The sequence below is a fragment of the Klebsiella sp. PK18 genome (genome assembly GCF_057784655.1).
Map to the genome: position 1 here is coordinate 4,380,380 of NZ_CM173493.1, position 20,872 is coordinate 4,401,251.

The window sequence follows — 20,872 nt, forward strand, 5'->3', positions numbered from 1 at the left end:
GAACCCGGCCGCGGCCGGGTTCGTGCTTTATGCTATGTCCAGTCACTACTTACGCATTTTTCAACAGCCGAAATCAGCGATTTTGCTGATCCTCGGTTTCGCCTCAGGCCTGCCGCTGGCCCTCACCTCCGGTACCCTGCAGGCCTGGATGACAGTGGAAAATATCGATCTGAAAACGATCGGTTTTTTCTCACTCGTCGGCCAGGCCTATGTCTTTAAATTTCTCTGGTCCCCGCTAATGGACCGCTATACGCCGCCGTTTCTTGGGCGTCGTCGCGGTTGGCTGCTGACTACCCAGGTCCTGCTCCTGCTGGCCATCGCGGCGATGGGCTTTCTTGAGCCTGTCTCCCAGCTCCGCTGGATGGCGGCGCTGGCGGTGGTGATCGCCTTCTGCTCGGCGTCACAGGATATTGTGTTCGACGCCTGGAAAACCGACGTTCTGCCAGCGGAAGAGCGCGGCGCTGGCGCCGCGATCAGCGTGCTGGGTTATCGCCTCGGGATGCTGGTATCCGGGGGGCTGGCACTGTGGCTTGCCGACCGCTATCTCGGCTGGCAGGGGATGTACTGGCTGATGGCGGCGCTGCTGGTGCCCTGCATCATCGCCACACTGCTGGCGCCCGAGCCGAGCGACGTTATCCCGGTTCCCAGATCGCTGGAGCAGGCGGTCGCCGAACCGCTGCGCGATTTTTTCGGTCGCAATAACGCCTGGCTGATTCTGCTGCTCATCGTCCTTTATAAGCTTGGCGATGCGTTTGCCATGAGCCTGACCACCACCTTCCTCATCCGCGGCGTCGGTTTTGACGCCGGCGAAGTGGGGATGGTGAACAAAACCTTAGGCCTGTTTGCCACCATTCTCGGCGCCCTGTATGGCGGGGTCCTGATGCAGCGGCTGACGCTGTTTCGGGCGCTGCTGATCTTCGGTGTGCTGCAGGGGGTCTCCAACGCTGGCTACTGGCTGCTGTCGATTACCGATAAGCACCTCTATTCCATGGCAACCGCCGTGTTCTTTGAAAACCTGTGCGGGGGAATGGGGACGGCGGCGTTTGTCGCGCTGCTGATGACGCTGTGCAATAAATCCTTTTCCGCTACCCAGTTCGCGCTGCTCTCTGCGCTGTCCGCGGTCGGCCGCGTGTACGTTGGGCCGATCGCCGGCTGGTTTGTCGAGGCCCACGGCTGGTCGACGTTCTATCTCTTCTCGGTCGTTGCGGCGGTACCGGGGATCGCGCTGCTGCTACTGTGCCGGCAAACGCTTGAGCATACCCAACGCACAGCAAGCTTTATGCCGCGAAGCGAATACCCGCAAGCCTATGCGTTGGCGTTAAGGATCCTGGCGCTGGGCTGCCTGCTGCTGGCGGTATGGCTGGTACTGCTGATCATGAACGCCCTGGATTACACCGCCTTCTCTTTCCTGTCCGGTCTGCTGGAGGTTGCGGCGCTGACTGCGGTGGGCGGTATTTTGTTCGGCGGTCTGCTCGACTACCTGGCGCTGCGTAAAACTCGCCTGATTTAAGGAAGCTGCATCATTATTAGCCGTTGTAATTACGAAACGTAATTATAACGGCTTATTAACGCTTTTATATTGCCCGCCGCGCTATTTGTTGTTTTGTGCGTTTTTGATTTCTGGAAATTATTGACAGTTTTCATTCGATTCTTTAAATAATTTAACCGATTCAGCTACGGCGATTTTATTTTAGGTTTTCACAATGTCTTTTATTTGATAATTAAATGTTAAGCAATTGTTCTAATTTTTGGGTGGTTATGCCCATTCGCCGCTAAGTACTCCTTTTCTTATCCCTTTCGTTATCAATCCCACGAAAATCAGGCTTTGCAAGCGATTACGTAACACTACGTAACATATGTGACAAACCAAGCAGAAGCCGCTAACACAGAACTGACAGAGATCCAATCATGTTTACAGTAATGCAACCTTACCGTAAAATGCCCGTACACTTTAAACGCCACCAGATCCCGTGGAATTGAGGTCGTTCAATGAGACTCAGGAAATACAATAAAAGTTTGGGATGGATGTCATTAATCGCAAGTACTGTATTACTCAGTGGTTGTGATTCTGCACTCCTTGACCCAAAAGGACAGATTGGACTGGAGCAACGCTCTTTGATTCTGACGGCCTTCGGCCTGATGATGATTGTCGTTATTCCCGCCGTCTTGATGGCAGTAGGATTTGCCTGGAAGTATCGCGCGAGCAATAAAGATGCGAAGTATAGCCCGAACTGGTCACACTCCAACAAAGTGGAAGCTGTGGTCTGGACGGTACCTATTCTGATCATCCTGTTCCTGGCCGTTCTGACCTGGAAAACCACTCACGCACTGGAGCCAAGCAAACCGCTTGCCCACGACGAGAAACCAATCACCATCGAAGTCGTTTCGATGGACTGGAAATGGTTCTTTATCTATCCGGAACAGGGTATTGCTACCGTTAACGAAATCGCCTTCCCGGCGAACGTACCGGTACACTTCAAAGTGACCTCTAACTCGGTGATGAACTCGTTCTTCATTCCGCGCTTAGGTAGCCAGATTTACGCAATGGCCGGGATGCAGACTCAACTGCACCTCATTGCTGACGAAGCTGGTACTTATGACGGTATCTCCGCTAGCTACAGTGGCCCGGGCTTCTCAGGTATGAAGTTCAAAGCGATTGCTACTCCGGATCGTGCAACCTTCGATCAGTGGGTTGAAAAAGCCAAACAGTCGCCGAACTCCATGGACTCCATGGCCGCGTTCGATAAAGTGGCTGTGCCTAGCGAATACAACAAAGTGGAATACTTCTCTAACGTGAAGCCGGATCTGTTCAAAGATGTTGTGAACAAATTCATGTCTCACGAGAGCATGAACATGTCCAAACCTGAAGGCGAGCACGCTGCTCACGACGGGATGGAAGGCATGGACATGAGCCACGCGGAAACCGCTCACTAAGGGGCCGAGGAAGAAAACGATGTTCGGAAAACTTACACTGGATGCAGTGCCCTACCACGAACCCATTATCGTGGTTACGGTGGCTGCGATTATCATTGGGGGACTGGCGCTTCTGGCTGCCATCACTTACTTCGGTAAGTGGTCCTACCTGTGGAACGAGTGGCTGACTTCTGTCGACCACAAACGTCTCGGTATCATGTACGTTATCGTGGCAATCGTCATGCTGCTGCGTGGCTTTGCTGATGCCGTTATGATGCGTAGCCAGCAGGTGCTGGCCTCGGCCGGGGAAGCAGGCTTCCTGCCGCCTCATCACTACGATCAGATCTTTACCGCCCACGGCGTTATCATGATCTTCTTCGTGGCGATGCCGTTCGTTATCGGTCTGATGAACCTGGTGGTTCCGCTTCAGCTCGGCGCGCGCGACGTGGCCTTCCCGTTCCTCAACAACCTGAGCTTCTGGTTCACCGTTGTGGGCGTGATTCTGGTTAACCTGTCTCTGGGCGTCGGTGAGTTCGCGCAGACCGGTTGGCTGGCCTATCCGCCGCTGTCGGGAATTGAATACAGTCCTGGCGTAGGGGTCGATTACTGGATTTGGGCGCTGCAGCTCTCCGGTATCGGTACTACCCTGACCGGTATTAACTTCTTCGTGACCATTATCAAGATGCGCGCCCCGGGCATGACCATGTTCAAGATGCCGGTATTCTCCTGGGCATCTCTGTGCGCTAACATCCTGATTATCGCCTCTTTCCCAATTCTGACCGTCACCATCGCGCTGCTGACCCTGGATCGTTACCTGGGCACCCATTTCTTTACCAACGATATGGGTGGCAACATGATGATGTACATCAACCTGATTTGGGCCTGGGGTCACCCGGAAGTGTACATCCTGGTTCTGCCGGTGTTCGGGGTCTTCTCCGAAATCGCCGCGACCTTCTCGCGTAAGCGTCTGTTCGGTTACACCTCTCTGGTGTGGGCAACCGTCTGTATTACCGTTCTGTCGTTCATCGTTTGGCTGCACCACTTCTTCACCATGGGTGCTGGCGCGAACGTAAACGCCTTCTTCGGTATTACTACCATGATTATCGCGATCCCGACCGGGGTTAAGATCTTCAACTGGCTGTTCACCATGTATCAGGGTCGCATCGTCTTCAACTCAGCGATGATGTGGACTATCGGCTTTATCGTGACCTTCTCCGTCGGTGGGATGACTGGCGTGCTGCTGGCGGTACCGGGCGCGGACTTCGTTCTGCATAACAGCCTGTTCCTGATCGCGCACTTCCATAACGTTATCATCGGCGGCGTAGTATTCGGTTGCTTCGCAGGTCTGACCTACTGGTGGCCGAAAGCCTTTGGCTTCACCCTGAACGAAACCTGGGGCAAACGCGCTTTCTGGTTCTGGATCATCGGCTTCTTCGTGGCGTTTATGCCGCTGTACGTGCTGGGCTTCATGGGTATGACCCGTCGTCTGAGCCAGCAGATCGATCCGCAGTTCCACCCGATGCTGGTTGTTGCAGCTTGCGGTGCAGCGCTGATCGCCTGCGGTATCCTGTGCCAGCTGATTCAGTTCTACGTGTCTATTCGCGACCGCGATCAGAACCGTGACCTGACCGGTGACCCATGGGGTGGTCGTACGCTGGAGTGGGCAACCTCTTCTCCACCGCCGTTCTATAACTTCGCTATCGTTCCTCAGGTTCACGAGCGTGATGCCTTCTGGGAAATGAAAGAGAAAGGTGAAGCGTACAAACAGCCTGCTCACTATGAAGAAATTCATATGCCGAAAAACAGCGGCGCCGGCATCGTCATTGCCGCCTTCGCTACGGTATTTGGTTTCGCCATGATCTGGCATATCTGGTGGATGGCGATTGCCAGCTTCATCGGCATCGTAGCGACCTGGATTATTAAGAGCTTTGACGAGGACGTGGATTACTACGTACCGGTTGCAGAAGTCGAAAAACTGGAAAAACAGCATTTCGATGAGATTAACAAAGCAGGGCTGAAAAATGGCAACTGATACTCTTGCGCATACTGCCCACGCGCATGAACACGGGCACCATGATACAGGACCGATGAAGGTATTCGGTTTCTGGATCTACCTGATGAGCGACTGCATTATCTTCGCTACGCTGTTTGCTACCTATGCCGTTCTGGTGAACGGCACAGCCGGCGGACCGACGGGCAAAGATATTTTCGAACTGCCGTTCGTTCTGGTTGAAACCGCACTGCTGCTGTTCAGCTCCATCACCTACGGCATGGCGGCTATCGCCATGTACAAAAACAACAAGAGCCAGGTGGTTTCCTGGCTGGCGTTGACCTGGTTGTTTGGCGCTGGCTTTATCGGGATGGAAATCTATGAATTCCATCACCTGATCATGGAAGGCTTCGGTCCGGATCGTAGCGGTTTCCTGTCGGCGTTCTTCGCGCTGGTCGGCACCCACGGTCTGCACGTGACCTCTGGCCTTATCTGGATGGCGGTGCTGATGTTCCAGGTTTCACGTCGTGGCCTGACCAGCACTAACCGCACGCGTATCCTGTGCCTGAGCCTGTTCTGGCACTTCCTGGACGTCGTGTGGATCTGCGTGTTCTCGGTTGTCTATCTGATGGGGGCGATGTAATGAGTCATTCTACCGATCATAGCGGCGCTTCTCACGGCAGCGTGAAGAGCTACATGACAGGATTTATCCTGTCCATCATCCTGACGGTCATTCCGTTCGCCATGGTGATGAGTGGCTCCGCCTCGCATGCGGTTATCCTTGGCACCATTCTGGTGACCGCTGTGGTGCAGATCGTGGTACACCTCGTGTACTTCCTGCATATGAACAGCAAGTCCGATGAAGGCTGGAACCTGACCGCATTTATCTTCACCGTAATCATCATTGCGATCGTGGTTGTCGGCTCCATCTGGATTATGTGGAACCTGAACTACAACATGATGATGCACTAAGAGCGGCGAGTATGTTTAAGCAATACCTGCAAGTAACGAAACCAGGCATTATTTTTGGCAACCTGATCTCCGTGATCGGCGGTTTCCTGTTGGCCTCCAAAGGCCACATCGACTATCCGCTGTTCGTCTGGACGCTCCTTGGAGTATCCCTGGTGGTCGCCTCGGGTTGTGTATTCAACAACTACATCGACCGGGACATCGATCGTAAGATGGAACGGACGAAAAACCGGGTGCTGGTCAAAGGGCTGATCTCGCCAGAAGCTTCGCTGGTGTACGCCACCTTGCTGGGTATTGCTGGCTTCATGCTGCTGTGGTTCGGCGCAAATCCGCTGGCCTGCTGGCTGGGGGTGATGGGGTTCGTGGTTTATGTCGGCGTCTACAGCCTGTACATGAAACGCCACTCCGTCTATGGCACGCTGATTGGCTCACTCTCCGGCGCCGCGCCGCCGGTGATTGGCTACTGCGCGGTCACCGGTGATTTCGACAGCGGTGCGGCGATCCTGCTGGCTATCTTTAGCCTGTGGCAGATGCCTCACTCCTACGCCATCGCGATTTTCCGCTTTAAGGATTATCAGGCGGCGAACATTCCGGTGCTGCCGGTGGTGAAAGGCATTTCGGTCGCCAAAAACCATATTACGCTGTACATCGTTGCCTTTGCCGTGGCGACCCTGATGCTCTCGCTGGGCGGCTACGCCGGGTATAAATACCTGGTCGTGGCGGCAGCGGTCAGCGTCTGGTGGCTGGGCATGGCGCTGCGTGGCTATAAAGTGGCCGATGATAAAGTCTGGGCGCGTAAGCTGTTCGTCTTTTCCATCGTCGCCATCACCGCGCTGTCCGTGATGATGTCCGTTGACTTTATGGTGCCGGATTCACATAGCCTGCTGGCTTACGTGAGATAATCTCCCACTCCAGTGCGATATAAAGCCCCGTTTTTACGGGGCTTTTTCTTTTCTGCTTCCTCACCGCTTTCTTTCTCATTTCATACTCCCCTCCCCTCTTCCGGCCGTTTACGCTGCTCTCCTGCCAAAAAATGAGGAAAAAATGAGCTAATACACAGCGGACCTGACTCGCGCTGTGCACGACAGCAGTGCTACCTTTTGCACCGGGTTTACCCACCCATTTGGAAAATCATTACTACAAGGAATTGCAATGAAAGAGTTAACACTAAACGAAATGGAGTACATCTCCGGTGGCTTTAACCTGTTCGGCGCGGCCAGCGGCTTCGCCAGCTTTGTTGCCAACTCGGGCGTCGGCTTCACCTCTTTTGTTCTCACCTCCGGCAGCGCGTTTGCCTCCTTCGTCGGCGACAGCGCGATGGCGTTTGGTTCCTTCCTGACCGGGCAGTCAAACTGGGAAACCTTTGTGACCACTGGTAGCGAAAACTGGGGAAACTTTGTCCTCACCGCTGGCAAAAACTGGAACATCTTCGTAGATAACGCCGCCAGCAACTGGAACAGCTTCCTGAACAACGCGTCGGCGTAAGCAACATCTTTGAGGGCAGCGCATCTGCTGCCCTGTTTAGCTCACCAGCATCGCCTGCGCGCTGTAGAGCAGATCGAGATGGTCGTGACATAACGCTTCCAGCGATGTGCGCGATTGATGGCTGGTCAGACTCAGCGCGCCCCACCAGGTTCCTTCCCTGTCAGTTAACGGCACCGCCAGCACCAGCATGCCAATCTCAAACTCCTGTTCAATGGTGGCATAACCCTGGCGCCGCACCTGGGCGATTTTCTCCATCAGCAACGCGACGTCGGTCACCGTATAGGGCGTGCGTTGTTCCCGGGTAATACGCTGCAGAACCGCCTCGCACTCAGCTTCCGGCAGCGAAGCCAGCCATAACCGTCCCCCGGCGGTACAGAAGATGGGCACCCGCTCCCCAAGCCGAACCGACGTGGAGTTAAACGGCGTATGCCGGCTGCGGGCGATATAGACCAGCTCATCTTCATCCACCACCCCTACCGAGGCGTGCTCCTCGGTCCGGCTGGCGATGTATTCGACAATTGGCCGCACCATGCGGGGAAACTGCGCCGAATCGACGTAGGCCTGACCAAGCCGCAGCGTCTTCGGGGTAAGCCAGTAATAACGCCCATCGGTTTGCAGATAGCGCTCATGCAGCAGCGTCAACAGAAAACGCCGCGCGGCGCTTTGCGTCAGGCCGCTCATTTTCGCCGCCTGGGCGACGGTGAGTTTTGGGCAGGTTTTGGAAAAAAGCTGGATTAACGCCAGCCCTTTTTGTAAACCGACGATCAGATCGCGTGGATGAATGGTGTTTTGCATATTCGCTCACATTTTTGCAACATCATTATCGATTTCCTGCGATTATCGCAGCGATCGTGCGATTAACAACCGACATGTCCGAATTCTGCGTTGTCGCTCCCAGCTTCCACTGAAATACTTTCACAACATTCATTTAACAAATGAGGTTTGAAATGGTCAGTGGAACTACCCAGGTTGTCGCCGTGATTGGTCATCCGATCGCCCAGGTCAAATCACCGGATAACTTCAACCGCTACTTTGCTGAACAGCACATGGACAGTGTCATGATCCCGGTGGATATCGCCCCGGACGCGGTAGTCGACTACCTCAACGCTCTGCGTGGCTGGCAGAACATGACCGGCGTGCTGGTGACGGTGCCGCATAAGCAGCGCGCCGCCGCGCTGGTCGACGAGCTCACCCCCCGCGCCCGCCGACTCAACGCCATCAATGTGATCCGCAAATTGGCGGATGGCCGTTTGCAGGGCGATATGCTGGACGGCGTCGGCTTTCAGCTCGCCGCCGAGGCGCAGGGTTTTCAACCGGCAGGTAAGCAGGCGCTGCTCTCTGGCTGCGGCGGCGTCGGCAGCGCCATCGCCTGGGGACTGTGCGAGGCGGGGATCCGTCAGCTGGCCCTGCACGATCAAAACCCGACCACCCGGCAACGCCTGCATGACCTTCTGGCTGAGGCCTTCCCGGCGGTACAACTGAGCGCGCTGCCGGACACCCTTCACGGCGTCGATCTATTGGTTAATGGCTCGCCGGCCGGCATGGCCGGATTTGATGAGCTGCCCCTGCCGCAGGCGCTGCTGGATACGCTCGACAGCGCCACCCACGTGGCTGATGTTGTCACCGCCCCGGTGATGACGCCGTTGCTCACTTTCGCCGCCGCCCGCGGCTGCCGGGTGCAGACCGGGCCGGAAATGGCGCTGGCGCAGATGACGCTGATGGGCCAGTTTATCGGCGCCATCCCGCCGGCGCAGGGAGCGGCAGCATGAAGAGCTGGGATGTGATCGTCATCGGCAGCGGCGCCGCTGGCTTTGCCGCCGCGGTCACCGCCAGCTGCAAAGGGCTGTCGGTGCTGATGCTGGAGAAAGCCGGCCAGTTCGGCGGCACCTCGGCTATCTCCGGTGGCGCCGTGTGGCTGCACGATACCGATCAGGCGCGTGCGGCGGGTAAAAGCGGCAGCGCCGAGGCGATGAAAACCTACCTGCGGACCATTATCGGCGAGAGCCAGTACCGTGAAGATCTCGCCGAAGCGTTTGTTAGCGCCGGGCGTGAGGCGCTGGCCTTTCTCGAGCGCGAGGGGGCGGTGAAATATAGCCTGCGCCCGCTCTCCCCTGATTACTATCCGGATGAACCCGGCGCGGTCGACGTCGGTCGTGCGCTGGAGGTGGTGGAGTATGACGGTCGTGAACTGGGGGACGCGTTTCGCGACCTGCGTTCACCGCCGCCGGGGATGTTGCTGTTTGGCGGGATGATGGTCAACCGCGTCGACATTCAACATTTTCTCGACATGCGGCGCTCGCTACGCTCCCTGGCCCATTGCACCCGGCTACTGCTGCGCTACGCCCGCGACCGGGTGAAGTACCCTCGCGGCACCCGCCTGGCGATGGGCAATGCGCTGATAGCCCGCATGGCGACAACGGCGCTGCGTAAAGGCATGAACCTGCGGCTGAATGTCAATGTTCTGGCGCTGTGCGAAGCGCAAGGCGCGGTCCGCGGGGTGGAGATTGAGTATCAGGGGCAAAGAGAGACGCTGCACGCCCGCCGCGGGGTGGTGCTGGCCGCAGGCGGCTTTGCCGCGGGCGCGCTGGCGGCGCGCTATCGGCCACACACCCGCGAACACTTCACCATGTCGCCGCCGGCCAACGATGGCGCCGCGCTGCATCTCGCGGCGGCGCTTAACGCTCGCGAGGGAGCCGATCAGGCCTCCAACTTTTTCTGGGCGCCAGTATCGGTGCTGACCCGGGCCGACGGCAGCGAGGAGCGCTTCCCCCATCTGGTAACCGACCGGGCCAAACCGGGCGTGATTGCCGTCAATCAGCGGGCGGTACGCTTCGTCAACGAGTCTAACTCCTATCACCATTTCGCCAGCGCGATGCAGGATGCAGCGGAAAATGCCCCCTGCTTTTTACTCTGCGACGCCCAGGCGATGAAGCGTTACGGCCTCGGGCTGGCACGCCCGGCGCCGGTCAATAATGACGCCCTGATCGCCGCCGGCTATCTGTACAAAGCCGACACCCTGGAGACGCTGGCGCAACAGCTTGGTCTGGATGCCCAAACGCTGAGCGAGACGGTTGCCCGCTACAACCGCGACGCCGCGCAGGGCGTGGATCGGGAATTTGCTAAAGGCGGCAACAGCTATAACCGGGCGATGGGCGATCCGGGTCATCAGCCTGACGCCTGTAACGCCCCCCTGCTCAGCGCGCCGTTCTATGCCATCAAACTCTATACCGGCGATCTGGGAACGTCGCGGGGCCTGGTCACCACCGCCGATGCACAGGTCGTCAACGTGGAAGGAAAACCCATCGCGGGGCTGTACGCGGTGGGAAATGACATGGATTCGCTGATGGCCGGCACCTACCCGGGTCCCGGCATCACCCTCGGCCCGGGGCTGACGTTTGGCTACCTCGCCGCCTGCCATCTGGCACAACACTCCCCCCACTAATCAGGAAAACATCATGATCTACGAAAAACGCACGTACACCATCAATCCGTTGAAAATGGCCGACTGGCTGGCGCTGTACCAAAGCGATGCCCTGGCGGTGCAGACCGACCATCTCGGCAAACTGATCGGTTTCTTTTTTACCGAGATCGGCGTGGTCAATCAGGTGGTGCACATCTGGGCTTATGAAAGCCTGGACGATCGCCTGGTGCGCCGCGCTCGAATGGCGCAGGACGAACGCTGGCAGACCTTTTCGCGGAAAAATCGCGAACTGGCCGCCGTTGAACGCCTGGAGTCGGTGCTGATGCGCCCCACCGCTTTTTCACCATTGCAGTAAGGAGTCCATCATGAGCAGGCCTGTGAAGGTGGATGTGCTGGTGGTCGGCTCCGGCGCGGCGGGACTCTCTGCCGCGGTCACCGCGGCCATGCACGGCGCCAGCGTCATGGTGGCGGAGAAAGCGTCAGTACTCGGCGGGACCAGCGCCTGGTCCGGCGGCTGGCTGTGGATCCCCCGCAACCCGCTGGCGCGGGCGGAGGGCATCGACGAAGCGGCTGACGCCCCGCTGACCTATCTGCAGCATGAGATGGGGGGCGAAGCCGCCGACGTTCGCCTGCAGACCTTCCTGCGCCACGGGCCGGAGATGGTGGATTTTTTTCATCACAGGACGGCAGTGCAGTTTCTCTCAGGCAGTGCCATGCCGGACTTTCACGCGTCGCCGGGCGCGGCGAGCGGTGGGCGGTCGGTCACCGCTCAGCCCTACGATGGCCGTCAGCTCGGCGACTGGCTCCACCGACTGCGTCCGCCGCTGGAGACCATCAGCCTTGCCGGGATGGGCATCGCCGGCGGCGCGGATATGGCGCATTTTTTCAATGCCACCCGCTCGCCGCGCTCCGCGCTGTATGCCGTCCGCCGCCTGCTGCGCCACGGCTGGCAGCGGCTGCGCGCCGGACGAGGGCAGCATCTGGTCAATGGCAATGCGCTGGTCGCCCGTCTGCTGCGATCCGCCCTCGACGCCGGAGTGCACTTTCAGCTCAATGCCCCGGTGGTCCGGCTGCTGCAGGGTCCGCAGGGTGTGTCCGGCGCGGTGCTGCGCAGCGACAGCGGGGAGATTCACGTCGAAGCAGGGGCCGTGGTGCTGGCCTGCGGCGGTTTTCCCCACGATCGGCAGCGGCTGGCGCAGGTGGTGCCCCACGCGGCGGAGGGTTACGGCCATTTTTCCGCCGCACCGCCGGACAATCAGGGCGAGGGGATCAGGCTTGGCGAATCCGTCGGCGGCCAGTTCGACACCCGCCTGCGCCACCCGCTGGCCTGGGCGCCGGTGTCCCGCGTCACCCTGGCCAGCGGTCAGCAGCTGATGTTTCCCCACCTGGTGGAACGCGCCAAGCCCGGGGTGATCGCTGTCCTGCCCAACGGCAAACGCTTTGTTAACGAGGCCGACTCTTATCATGACTTTATCGCCGCCCTGCTGGCGGCCACACCCGCGGGCGACACGCCGCAGGCCTGGCTGCTGGCCGATCGTCGCGCGCTGCGTCGCTACGGCCTGGGCCATGCCAGACCGCTCCCCTTCACCCCCACCGCCTGGCTGCGTACCGGTTATCTGCAGCGGGGAAACACGCTGGGGGAGCTGGCGACGCAGTGCGCCATCGACGCCAATGCGCTGGCGGAAACCGTTGAACGCTTTAACCACTTCGCCAGCACTGGCGAAGACGTCGATTTTCACCGCGGGGCATCAGCCTATAACCGCGCCCAGGGTGACCATCAGGTGACGCTCGGACCGCTGCGCGAAGGGCCGTTTTACGCGGTGCGCATTCTGCCCGGCTCGCTGGGCACCTTCAGCGGACTGCAAACCGACGAACACGCCCGGGTGCTGGATGGACAGCAGCAGCCGATACCGGGCCTGTTCGCCATCGGCAACGACATGTCGAGCGTGATGCGCGGCTATTACCCCAGCGGAGGGATAACCCTCGGACCCGCCATGACCTTCGGCTATCTGGTGGGTAAAAATCTGGCGGAAAACACAATAAAAACAAAGCAATAAACGACCAGGGACGGCAATACCCATAACTATCTTCACCTGCAACTGTACCGGAGCCCTTTATGAACATGCGTACCCTATCGCTCGCCGCGCTGACCCTGCTCGATGTCCCTCCCCCCGAACAGGTGCGGATAGCGGCCAGAACCGGTTTTACCCACGTTGGTCTGCGGCTGCTCCCCGCCACACCGGCCGACCCGGACTACGACATGCTGGGCGATACCCCCGCCGTCCGCGCGACGCTGTCTGCGCTGATGGAAACCGGCATCCGCGTCTCAGACGTGGAGATCGTCCGCCTGACCCCCGGGTTTACCCTCGACGATCGGCTGCAACGGTTTATGGAGACTGCGGCGCGTCTTGGCGCCGGACAGGTGTTAGTCGCCGGCAATGACGACAACCTTCAGCGCAGCGCCGACAACCTGGCTATCCTCGCCGCGGCCGGTCGCCCCTATGGGCTGACCATGAACCTTGAGCCGATGCCCTGGACCCAACTGCGCACTATCGCCGATGCGCAGGCGATGATCGCCGCCAGCGGGCGGGAGGATATCGGCATCCTGGTGGACGCCCTTCATTTCTGGCGCGCGGGAGAATCGCTCGCCGCCCTCTCCAGCCTGCCCGCGCATCGTCTCAACTATATGCAGCTCTGCGATGGCGCGGCGCAGAGGCCGGAGAGCGAACAGGAACTCATCCGCCAGGCCCGCTCGGCGCGCAACGTGCCAGGGGAAGGCGGTCTGGATCTGCACGGTCTAATGTCGGCCCTGCCGGCAACGCTGCCGGTCTCCCTCGAAGTGCCGCTCGACGGCGAGCAGGGCGCCTTGCCGCCGCTCCAGCGGGCGCAATTACTGTTCAATGCCGCGCAGCCCTACCTGCGCTCCTGCGCATAAGGAATACGCTATGACACAGACTCAACGCCTGGATGTCAGAGAGTTAATAAACCGTAACCCGCTGAGCCGCTTTCAAAAGCAGATCATTTTTCTCGGTTTTTGCGTTATCGCTCTCGATGGTTTTGATATCGCGATCATGGGGTTTATCGCCCCGACGCTAAAGCTGGAATGGGGGGTAAGCAACCACCAGCTAGGCGTGGTGATCAGCGCCGCGCTGATCGGCCTCGCGCTGGGCGCGATTTTCTCTGGCCCGCTCGCCGACTGGCTGGGGCGCAAGAAAATCATTATCAATAGCGTCTTTTTCTTCGGCTTCTGGACCATCGCCACCGCCTTCTCGCACAACATTGAACAGATGATGTTTTTCCGCTTTATGACCGGCCTGGGGTTGGGCGCCGCGATGCCAAACATCGGGACGCTGGTGTCGGAGTACGCTCCGGAACGCCAGCGTTCATTTATTATTACCGTCATCTTTTGCGGCTTCACCTTCGGCGCGGCGGCAGGAGGATTCTCAGCATCGTGGCTGATCCCGCAGTTTGGCTGGCACTCGCTGATGGCGCTCGGCGGCATTCTGCCGCTGCTGTTTGCCCCGCTGCTTATCTGGCTGCTGCCGGAGTCGGTTCGTTTTCTGGTGATCAAACAAGCGCCCGCCGCACGCATTCGCGCCATTCTTAACCGTCTCTATCCCGGACAAATCAGCGACAACGTGACGTTTACCCTGCCGGCGCAGCCGGCGGCCGGCAACGCGATGCGCATTGTGCTCTCCCGCCAGTACGGCTTCGGCTCACTGATGCTATGGCTGGTCTACTTTATGGGGCTGTTCCTGGTCTATATCCTCGGTAGCTGGCTGCCAACGCTGGTTAAAGCGGTGGGAATGACCGTTAGCCAGGCGGCCATCATGACAGCGATCTACCAGGCGGGCGGCACCCTCGGCTCGCTGTTTGCCGGCTGGCTGATGGACAGGATCAACCCTCATCGCGCGCTGGGGATGATCTACGCCGTTGGCGGCCTGTTCACCATGGCGATGGGCTACGCCGCGGGCAGCTTTGCCTTGCTCTGTATGCTGGCGTTTATCAGCGGCGCCTGTCTGAACGGTGCTAATACCGGTATGAACGCCCTCTCCGCCCGCTACTATCCTACGCAGGCGCGGGCGACGGGATCCAGCTGGATGCATGGCGTCGGGCGCATCGGCGCCATTCTCAGCGCCTTTGCCGGTGCCGAGATGATGGCGCTCAACCTGCCCTTTGAAAGCGTCTTTTTGATCCTCGGTATCCCGGCAGCCCTCACCGTCGCAGGTCTGGCGGCGAAAGGCATCTTTGCGGCCGGTAATCCTCCCGCCGCTTCACCTTCCCCCGCGTCTGTGCGCGGAGCGTCATAGCGGCATCGGCTCCCCGGTGCAATCTGCGGATTGCACCGGCTCAGCGGCTAAAAAGAAAATTTATTTCATATTTGGTCGCAACGAAAAACACCCGCAAGAATCTGCTCTGCTCCGGGAGGCGATAAGCCCTCGCTCATCTTTTCAACGCAGCCCAAAAGAAACTTTCGCTAATTCGATCCCCCTCGCATATATGGAAAATAAATTCCACAACACAATTGAAACAGAACAAACATTTCCTTAAGTTAAGGTCAGTCTATCCGGATGCGCGTTGCCGCAGGCGTCGGCATTGAGCGCCTCAGAGTGCGAATGATTTCAAAAAGGAGAGCACCATGTTAAACGGCCTGAAACCCTTATCCCGCTCCCTGCGTTGGGGCATGGTCGGCGGCGGGGGAACCAGTCAAATCGGCTACAGCCACCGCTGTGCGGCGCTGCGTGACAATGTTTATACCCTGCTGGCCGGCGCGCTTGACGTCGATGCCGAGCGCGGACGCGCGTTCGGCGAGCAACTGGGCATCGCGCCGGAGCGCTGCTACGCCGACTACCAGACCCTGTTTCGTGAAGAGGCGCAGCGCCCTGACGGCATCGAGGTCGTCTCGGTCACCACCCCGAACAATACCCATTTCGCCATCACCAAAGCGGCGCTGGAAGCGGGCCTCCACGTCATCTGTGAAAAGCCCCTCTGCTTTAGCGCCGAAGAAGCACGCGAGCTGGTGGACCTGAGCAAAAAACAGAACAAAATCGTCGGCGTCACCTACGGCTATGCCGGCTATCAGATGATCCAGCAGGCGCGGCAGATGATTGCCGATGGACTGCTCGGCGAGATCCGCATCGTCAATATGCAGTTCGCCCACGGCTTTCATAACCAGGCCGTCGAGCTGCAGGCTGAATCCACCCGCTGGCGCGTGACGCCGAAGTTTGCCGGGCCCAGCTATGTGTTGGGCGATCTGGCCACCCATCCGCTGTTTGTCGCCGAAACCATGGCGCCGCAGCTCAATATCAAACGGCTGATGTGCTCCCGCCAGAGCTTTGTCCCCTCCCGCGCGCCGCTGGAAGATAACGCCTTTGTCCTGATGGAATATGACAACGGCGCGGTTGGCTCGATGTGGACCAGCGCGGTCAACAGCGGCGCCATGCACTCGCAAAAAGTGCGTATCGTCGGTGAAAAAGCGAGTATCGAATGGTGGGATGAGCATCCTAACCAGCTCAGCTATGAGGTGCAGGGCGAGCCGGCGCGCATTCTGGAGCGCGGGATGCCCTACCTGTCGCCGAACGCGCTGGCGGATGACCGCATCGGCGGCGGCCATCCGGAAGGGCTATTCGAAGCCTGGGCCAACCTCTATCGCCGCTATGCGCAGGCGATTGACGCCACGGACCGTGACGATCGCGCTTTCCTGCAAGACTTCTGGTATCCGGACGTTGAAGCCGGGCTGCACGGCGTCTATTGGGTCGAACAGTGCGTCAAATCGGCTGACGCTGGCAGCCAGTGGGTTGACTTTACTTTACCTTAATTTTTCCCCTCGCCAGTGGAGTCCCCCTCCACTGGTTTATTGATTTTTACCAACTTGTCTCATCGCGCAACAGCCCCGTAATATCTGTTAAACAAACATTTATTTACGCTTCTTACCCCCCGCCGCTACACTAGGCGCAGTTTTTATATTGAGGTGGTAATGAACGATAACAAAATGACGCCAGGGGAACTGCGCGCGACCTGGGGTTTGGGGACGGTATTCTCCCTGCGCATGCTTGGCATGTTTATGGTCCTGCCGGTTCTGACCACGTATGGCATGGCGTTGCAGGGCGCCAGTGAAGCGCTGATTGGCCTGGCGATCGGTATCTACGGCCTGGCGCAGGCGATTTTCCAAATCCCCTTCGGACTGTTATCTGACCGTATTGGCCGTAAGCCGCTGATCGTCGGCGGCCTGCTCATCTTTGTACTCGGCAGCGTCATCGCCGCGCTCACCGACTCTATCTGGGGCATCATTCTTGGCCGCGCCCTGCAGGGCTCCGGCGCTATCGCCGCCGCGGTCATGGCTTTGCTATCCGATCTCACTCGCGAACAGAACCGCACCAAAGCGATGGCCTTTATCGGCGTCAGCTTTGGCGTCACCTTCGCCATCGCCATGGTGCTGGGGCCGATTGTCACCCACCAGCTGGGTCTGCACGCGCTGTTCTGGATGATCGCCATTCTGGCGACCATCGGCATCCTGCTCACCCTGTGGGTGGTGCCCAACAGCCATAACCACGTGCTCAACCGCGAATCCGGGATGGTGAAGGGCTGCTTTAGCAAAGTACTGGTGGAACCACGCCTGCTGAAGCTCAACTTTGGCATCATGTGCCTGCACATCATGCTGATGTCGACCTTTGTCGCGCTGCCCGGCCAACTGGAGGCTGCTGGCTTTCCGGCCGCCGAGCACTGGAAGATTTACCTGGTCACCATGGTTATCTCGTTCATCTCGGTGGTGCCGTTTATCATCTATGCCGAAGTGAAGCGCAAAATGAAGCGCGTCTTCCTGCTCTGCGTCGCCATCCTGCTGATTGCGGAAATTGTCCTCTGGGGCGCAGGAGGCTACTTCTGGGAACTGGTGGCGGGCGTCCAGCTCTTCTTCCTGGCGTTTAACCTGCTGGAAGCGCTGCTGCCATCGTTAATTAGCAAGGAGTCGCCAGCGGGCTATAAAGGCACCGCAATGGGCGTCTACTCCACCAGCCAGTTCCTCGGCGTGGCGATTGGCGGCGCGCTTGGCGGCTGGGTCGATGGTTTCTTTGATTCGCAAACCGTGTTCTTGCTGGGCGCCCTGCTGGCAATGCTGTGGCTGCTGGTGGCCAGTACCATGAGCGAGCCGCCGTACGTCAGCAGCCTGCGGGTGGAGGTGCCGGATGGCGTGGTGGTCGACAGCGCGCTACAGACGCGTCTGCTGAACGCCAACGGGGTTCATCAGGCGCTGGTGGTACCTGAGGAGCGCTCGGTGTATATCAAAATCGACAGCAAGGTCACCAACCGCTTCGAGATCGAGCAGCTCATCAAAGGGGTATAAAAAAAGCGGGGAATTCCCCGCTTTTTGCTGTCTGCCGCCGCGTTAGTCGCGGAAGTTTTTGAACTGGAACGGCTGCCCCAGATCGCCGCCGCGCACCAGCGCCATCACCGACTGCAGATCGTCGCGGGACTTACCGGTCACGCGGATCTCTTCGCCCTGAATCTGCGCCTGCACTTTCAGCTTGCTGTCTTTGATCAGTTTGACGATCTTCTTCTGCACCGCGCTTTCAATGCCCTGCTTCAGCTTCGCTTCAACAAACCAGGTTTTACCGCTGTGCACGATATCTTCCGGCACGTCGAGGGAGGTACCTTCAATGCCGCGCTTAAGCAGCTTAGCGCGCAGGATATCCAGCAACTGGTTCACCTGGAAGTCAGACTCACTCAGCACCTTAATGGTTTTGTTGGCGTCGTTTAATTCAAAAGTGGCTTCAACGCCACGAAAATCAAAACGCGACTCGACTTCGCGGCTCGCGTTGTCCACCGCGTTACGGGCTTCCTGAAGATCAACTTCAGAGACAATATCGAAAGATGGCATCTTTTCCTCTCCTTCCGTTTCTTTTGCGTTGCATAATACCTGCAACGCGGCATAACTCAACTTGTTATCCCGGAAGCTTAGCTGATTACGCAACGCTCGCGCTATTTCCCCGTGCTGCCCGACGACGCCGAATCCCCCTTTCCGTCCGACAATGCGAAAAGCGACGAGATAGACTTTAGCCATCAGCGCCTCGGGTAGCGGCAGATGAGGAGGAACAATGAAAGTAACCGTACTGGGATGCGGTGCACTGGGACAACTATGGCTGACCGCGTTGTGCAAACAGGGACATGAAGTCCAGGGCTGGCTACGCGTACCGCAGCCATTCTGTAGCGTCAATGTCATTGAAACCGACGGCTCGGTGTTCAACGAATCACTGACGGCCAACGACCCCGATTTTCTCGCCAGCAGCGAGCTGCTGATCGTCACCTTAAAGGCCTGGCAGGTGTCGAATGCGGTGAAGCACCTGGCCGGGATCCTGCCGGTCACTACGCCAATTGTGCTGGTGCATAACGGCATGGGCACCGTCGAGGAGCTGCGCGGCGTGAAACAGCCTTTACTGCTGGCTTCCACCACCCAGGCAGCGCGTCGCGACGGGAATGTGATCATCCACGTCGCCCAGGGCACCACCCATATCGGTCCGGCGAAAAGCTACGAGGAGGACTACAGCTATCTCGCGGAAGTCCTGCAAAGCGTACTGCCGGATGTCGCCTGGCACAACCATATCTACTCGGCCACCTGGCGCAAGCTGGCGGTAAACTGCGTCATTAATCCTCTGACTGCCCTCAAAGGATGTAAAAACGGCGATCTGCGCCACTATCCGCAGGAGGTTGCCGCCATTTGCCAGGAAGTGGCGGCGGTGATGGAGCGCGAAGGTATTCATACCTCGGCGGAAAACCTGCTATTTTATGTCGAACAGGTGATTGAAAGTACGGCAGAAAATATCTCATCCATGCTGCAGGACATCCGCGCCCAGCGGCACACGGAGATCGACTATATCACCGGTTTTCTGCTCAACCGCGCCCGCGCCCACGGCGTTGCCGTACCGGAAAACGCCCGCTTATTTGAATTGATCAAGCGTAAGGAGAATGAATATGAGCGCGTCGGCACTGATTTGCCTCGCCCCTGGTAGCGAAGAGACCGAAGCGGTCACCACTATCGATCTGCTGGTCCGCGGCGGAGTGAAGGTAACCACCGCCAGCGTCGCCAGCGACGGCGGCCTGACCATCGTCTGCTCGCGCGGCGTCAAACTGCTGGCGGATGCGCCGCTGGTCGAGGTGGCCGATGGTGATTTCGATATCATCGTCCTCCCGGGCGGCATCAAGGGCGCAGAGTGCTTCCGCGACAGCCCGCTGTTGGTGGAAACCGTCCGACAGTTCCACCTCTCAGGCCGCATTGTGGCCGCCATCTGCGCCGCCCCGGCGACCGTGCTGGTGCCCCATCAGCTGTTCCCAATCGGTAACATGACCGGTTTTCCGGCGCTGAAGGAACATATCCCCGCCGATCAGTGGCAGGATAAACGGGTGGTCTGGGATCCACGGGTGAATCTGTTAACCAGCCAGGGACCGGGGACATCGATTGATTTCGCCCTGAAAATGATTGACCTGTTGGTGGGTCGCGAGAAAGCGTATGAGGTCGCCTCGCAGCTGGTAATGGCCGCCGGCATCTATAATTACTACGAAGCCTGATAGCCGGTCCGCGCCGCGGACTGGCTCCCCTTTTCCTGAGGAGTCGTAGCATGTCCCGTAGCGCAACCGATTCTCGCGATCTTGTCATCAGCCGCCTGCTCAGCGCGCCAGCCTCTACCCTGTGGCGCGCGTGGGCCGACCCGGCATTACTCAAAACCTGGTGGTGCCCGAAGCCCTGGTCTACTGAGGTGCTGGCCTTTGATTTTCGCTCTGGCGGGGCTTTTCATACCGTGATGCACGGCCCTGACGGTGAACGCAGCGATAATCCCGGCTGTTTTCTTGCGGTCATCCCGCAACAAAAAATCGTCATGACCTCGATGCTGACGGCGGATTATCGCCCTGCGGTTTCTCCCTTCGCCATGACGGCCATCATCACCTTTGCCGACGAAAAAGACGGATGTCGCTATACGGCCACAGTGCTGCATGCGGATGATGAAACTCGCGAGCAGCATGAGCAGATGGGATTTTTTGAGGGCTGGAATATCGTCATCGATCAGCTGAATGACCTGGCGATGACCCTGCGCTAATGCGCT

Annotated in this window: 20 protein-coding genes; 18 read left to right on the top strand and 2 right to left on the bottom strand. The window is 58.6% G+C overall.

Translation table 11 applies throughout. From position 1 onward, the window contains the following. Positions 1 to 34: 34 nt before the first annotated feature. The 7 genes from ampG (at position 35) to AC3EMD_RS21645 (ending at position 7,357) form a co-directional block, all read left to right on the top strand. A complete protein-coding gene (gene ampG / locus AC3EMD_RS21615) occupies positions 35 to 1,510 on the top strand; it encodes a muropeptide MFS transporter AmpG (RefSeq protein WP_012542689.1) in 1,476 nt (491 codons plus the stop codon). A 479-nt stretch (positions 1,511 to 1,989) separates the two neighbouring features. Then, a complete protein-coding gene (cyoA, locus tag AC3EMD_RS21620) occupies positions 1,990 to 2,934 on the top strand; it encodes a cytochrome o ubiquinol oxidase subunit II (RefSeq protein ID WP_008805398.1) in 945 nt (314 codons plus the stop codon). A gap of 19 nt (positions 2,935 to 2,953) precedes the next feature. Beyond that, a complete protein-coding gene (gene cyoB, locus AC3EMD_RS21625) occupies positions 2,954 to 4,945 on the top strand; it encodes a cytochrome o ubiquinol oxidase subunit I (RefSeq protein WP_012542690.1) in 1,992 nt (663 codons plus the stop codon). Next, a complete protein-coding gene (locus tag AC3EMD_RS21630) occupies positions 4,935 to 5,546 on the top strand; it encodes a cytochrome o ubiquinol oxidase subunit III (protein WP_002891635.1) in 612 nt (203 codons plus the stop codon). The genes cyoB and AC3EMD_RS21630 overlap by 11 nt, the downstream gene beginning before the upstream one ends. Beyond that, entirely contained in the window at positions 5,546 to 5,875 is a 330-nt protein-coding gene (locus tag AC3EMD_RS21635; protein WP_002891634.1) for a cytochrome o ubiquinol oxidase subunit IV, read from the top strand. Before AC3EMD_RS21630 ends, AC3EMD_RS21635 begins: the two co-directional genes overlap by 1 nt. A gap of 11 nt (positions 5,876 to 5,886) precedes the next feature. After that, on the top strand, positions 5,887 to 6,774 hold the full coding sequence (gene cyoE, locus AC3EMD_RS21640) for a heme o synthase (RefSeq protein WP_002891629.1): 888 nt from the start codon (positions 5,887 to 5,889) through the stop codon (positions 6,772 to 6,774). A 250-nt stretch (positions 6,775 to 7,024) separates the two neighbouring features. Continuing rightward, the gene (locus tag AC3EMD_RS21645; protein WP_004177255.1) at positions 7,025 to 7,357 is read left to right on the top strand and encodes a hypothetical protein; all 333 of its coding nucleotides are present in this window, start codon (positions 7,025 to 7,027) and stop codon (positions 7,355 to 7,357) included. A 36-nt stretch (positions 7,358 to 7,393) separates the two neighbouring features. Here the strand turns inward: AC3EMD_RS21645 and AC3EMD_RS21650 are convergent, their stop codons facing one another. After that, the gene (locus tag AC3EMD_RS21650) at positions 7,394 to 8,152 is read right to left on the bottom strand and encodes an IclR family transcriptional regulator domain-containing protein (RefSeq protein WP_004177256.1); all 759 of its coding nucleotides are present in this window, start codon (positions 8,150 to 8,152) and stop codon (positions 7,394 to 7,396) included. Between the two features lie 152 nt (positions 8,153 to 8,304). Here AC3EMD_RS21650 and AC3EMD_RS21655 point away from each other — a divergent pair, with 152 nt between their 5' ends. The 8 genes from AC3EMD_RS21655 to AC3EMD_RS21690 all read left to right on the top strand — a co-directional run bounded on the left by AC3EMD_RS21655 (position 8,305) and on the right by AC3EMD_RS21690 (position 18,120). Next, positions 8,305 to 9,126, top strand: a complete 822-nt coding sequence (locus AC3EMD_RS21655; protein ID WP_012542692.1) for a shikimate dehydrogenase family protein — start codon at positions 8,305 to 8,307, stop codon at positions 9,124 to 9,126. Beyond that, positions 9,123 to 10,799 (top strand): FAD-dependent oxidoreductase, encoded by a 1,677-nt coding sequence (locus AC3EMD_RS21660; RefSeq protein WP_032753753.1) that lies wholly within the window; start codon positions 9,123 to 9,125, stop codon positions 10,797 to 10,799. The genes AC3EMD_RS21655 and AC3EMD_RS21660 overlap by 4 nt, the downstream gene beginning before the upstream one ends. Positions 10,800 to 10,812: 13 nt before the next feature. Then, positions 10,813 to 11,133, top strand: a complete 321-nt coding sequence (locus tag AC3EMD_RS21665) for an NIPSNAP family protein (RefSeq protein WP_004204812.1) — start codon at positions 10,813 to 10,815, stop codon at positions 11,131 to 11,133. A 10-nt stretch (positions 11,134 to 11,143) separates the two neighbouring features. Further along, entirely contained in the window at positions 11,144 to 12,835 is a 1,692-nt protein-coding gene (locus tag AC3EMD_RS21670) for an FAD-dependent oxidoreductase (RefSeq protein ID WP_302073773.1), read from the top strand. A 59-nt stretch (positions 12,836 to 12,894) separates the two neighbouring features. Next, on the top strand, positions 12,895 to 13,713 hold the full coding sequence (locus AC3EMD_RS21675; RefSeq protein ID WP_070611732.1) for a sugar phosphate isomerase/epimerase family protein: 819 nt from the start codon (positions 12,895 to 12,897) through the stop codon (positions 13,711 to 13,713). 10 nt (positions 13,714 to 13,723) lie between these two features. Then, positions 13,724 to 15,088: an MFS transporter gene (locus tag AC3EMD_RS21680; protein WP_012542695.1), complete on the top strand. Its 1,365-nt coding sequence runs from the start codon at positions 13,724 to 13,726 to the stop codon at positions 15,086 to 15,088. Between the two features lie 329 nt (positions 15,089 to 15,417). Further along, entirely contained in the window at positions 15,418 to 16,596 is a 1,179-nt protein-coding gene (locus AC3EMD_RS21685) for a Gfo/Idh/MocA family protein (RefSeq protein ID WP_008805388.1), read from the top strand. A 159-nt stretch (positions 16,597 to 16,755) separates the two neighbouring features. Continuing rightward, complete coding sequence (locus tag AC3EMD_RS21690) at positions 16,756 to 18,120, top strand: MFS transporter (protein WP_012542696.1); 1,365 nt, start codon at positions 16,756 to 16,758, stop codon at positions 18,118 to 18,120. Between the two features lie 42 nt (positions 18,121 to 18,162). Here AC3EMD_RS21690 and AC3EMD_RS21695 read toward each other — a convergent pair whose 3' ends face one another. Further along, on the bottom strand, positions 18,163 to 18,654 hold the full coding sequence (locus tag AC3EMD_RS21695; protein ID WP_002891465.1) for a YajQ family cyclic di-GMP-binding protein: 492 nt from the start codon (positions 18,652 to 18,654) through the stop codon (positions 18,163 to 18,165). Positions 18,655 to 18,871: 217 nt separating this feature from the next. Here AC3EMD_RS21695 and panE point away from each other — a divergent pair, with 217 nt between their 5' ends. The 3 genes from panE to AC3EMD_RS21710 are packed head-to-tail and all read left to right on the top strand — an operon-like array spanning position 18,872 to position 20,866. Continuing rightward, complete coding sequence (gene panE / locus AC3EMD_RS21700; RefSeq protein WP_008805385.1) at positions 18,872 to 19,783, top strand: 2-dehydropantoate 2-reductase; 912 nt, start codon at positions 18,872 to 18,874, stop codon at positions 19,781 to 19,783. Continuing rightward, positions 19,746 to 20,339 (top strand): protein deglycase YajL, encoded by a 594-nt coding sequence (gene yajL, locus AC3EMD_RS21705; RefSeq protein ID WP_008805384.1) that lies wholly within the window; start codon positions 19,746 to 19,748, stop codon positions 20,337 to 20,339. The genes panE and yajL overlap by 38 nt, the downstream gene beginning before the upstream one ends. 50 nt (positions 20,340 to 20,389) lie before the next feature. Continuing rightward, a complete protein-coding gene (locus tag AC3EMD_RS21710) occupies positions 20,390 to 20,866 on the top strand; it encodes an SRPBCC family protein (RefSeq protein WP_080928719.1) in 477 nt (158 codons plus the stop codon). The last annotated feature ends 6 nt before the right edge of the window (positions 20,867 to 20,872 follow it).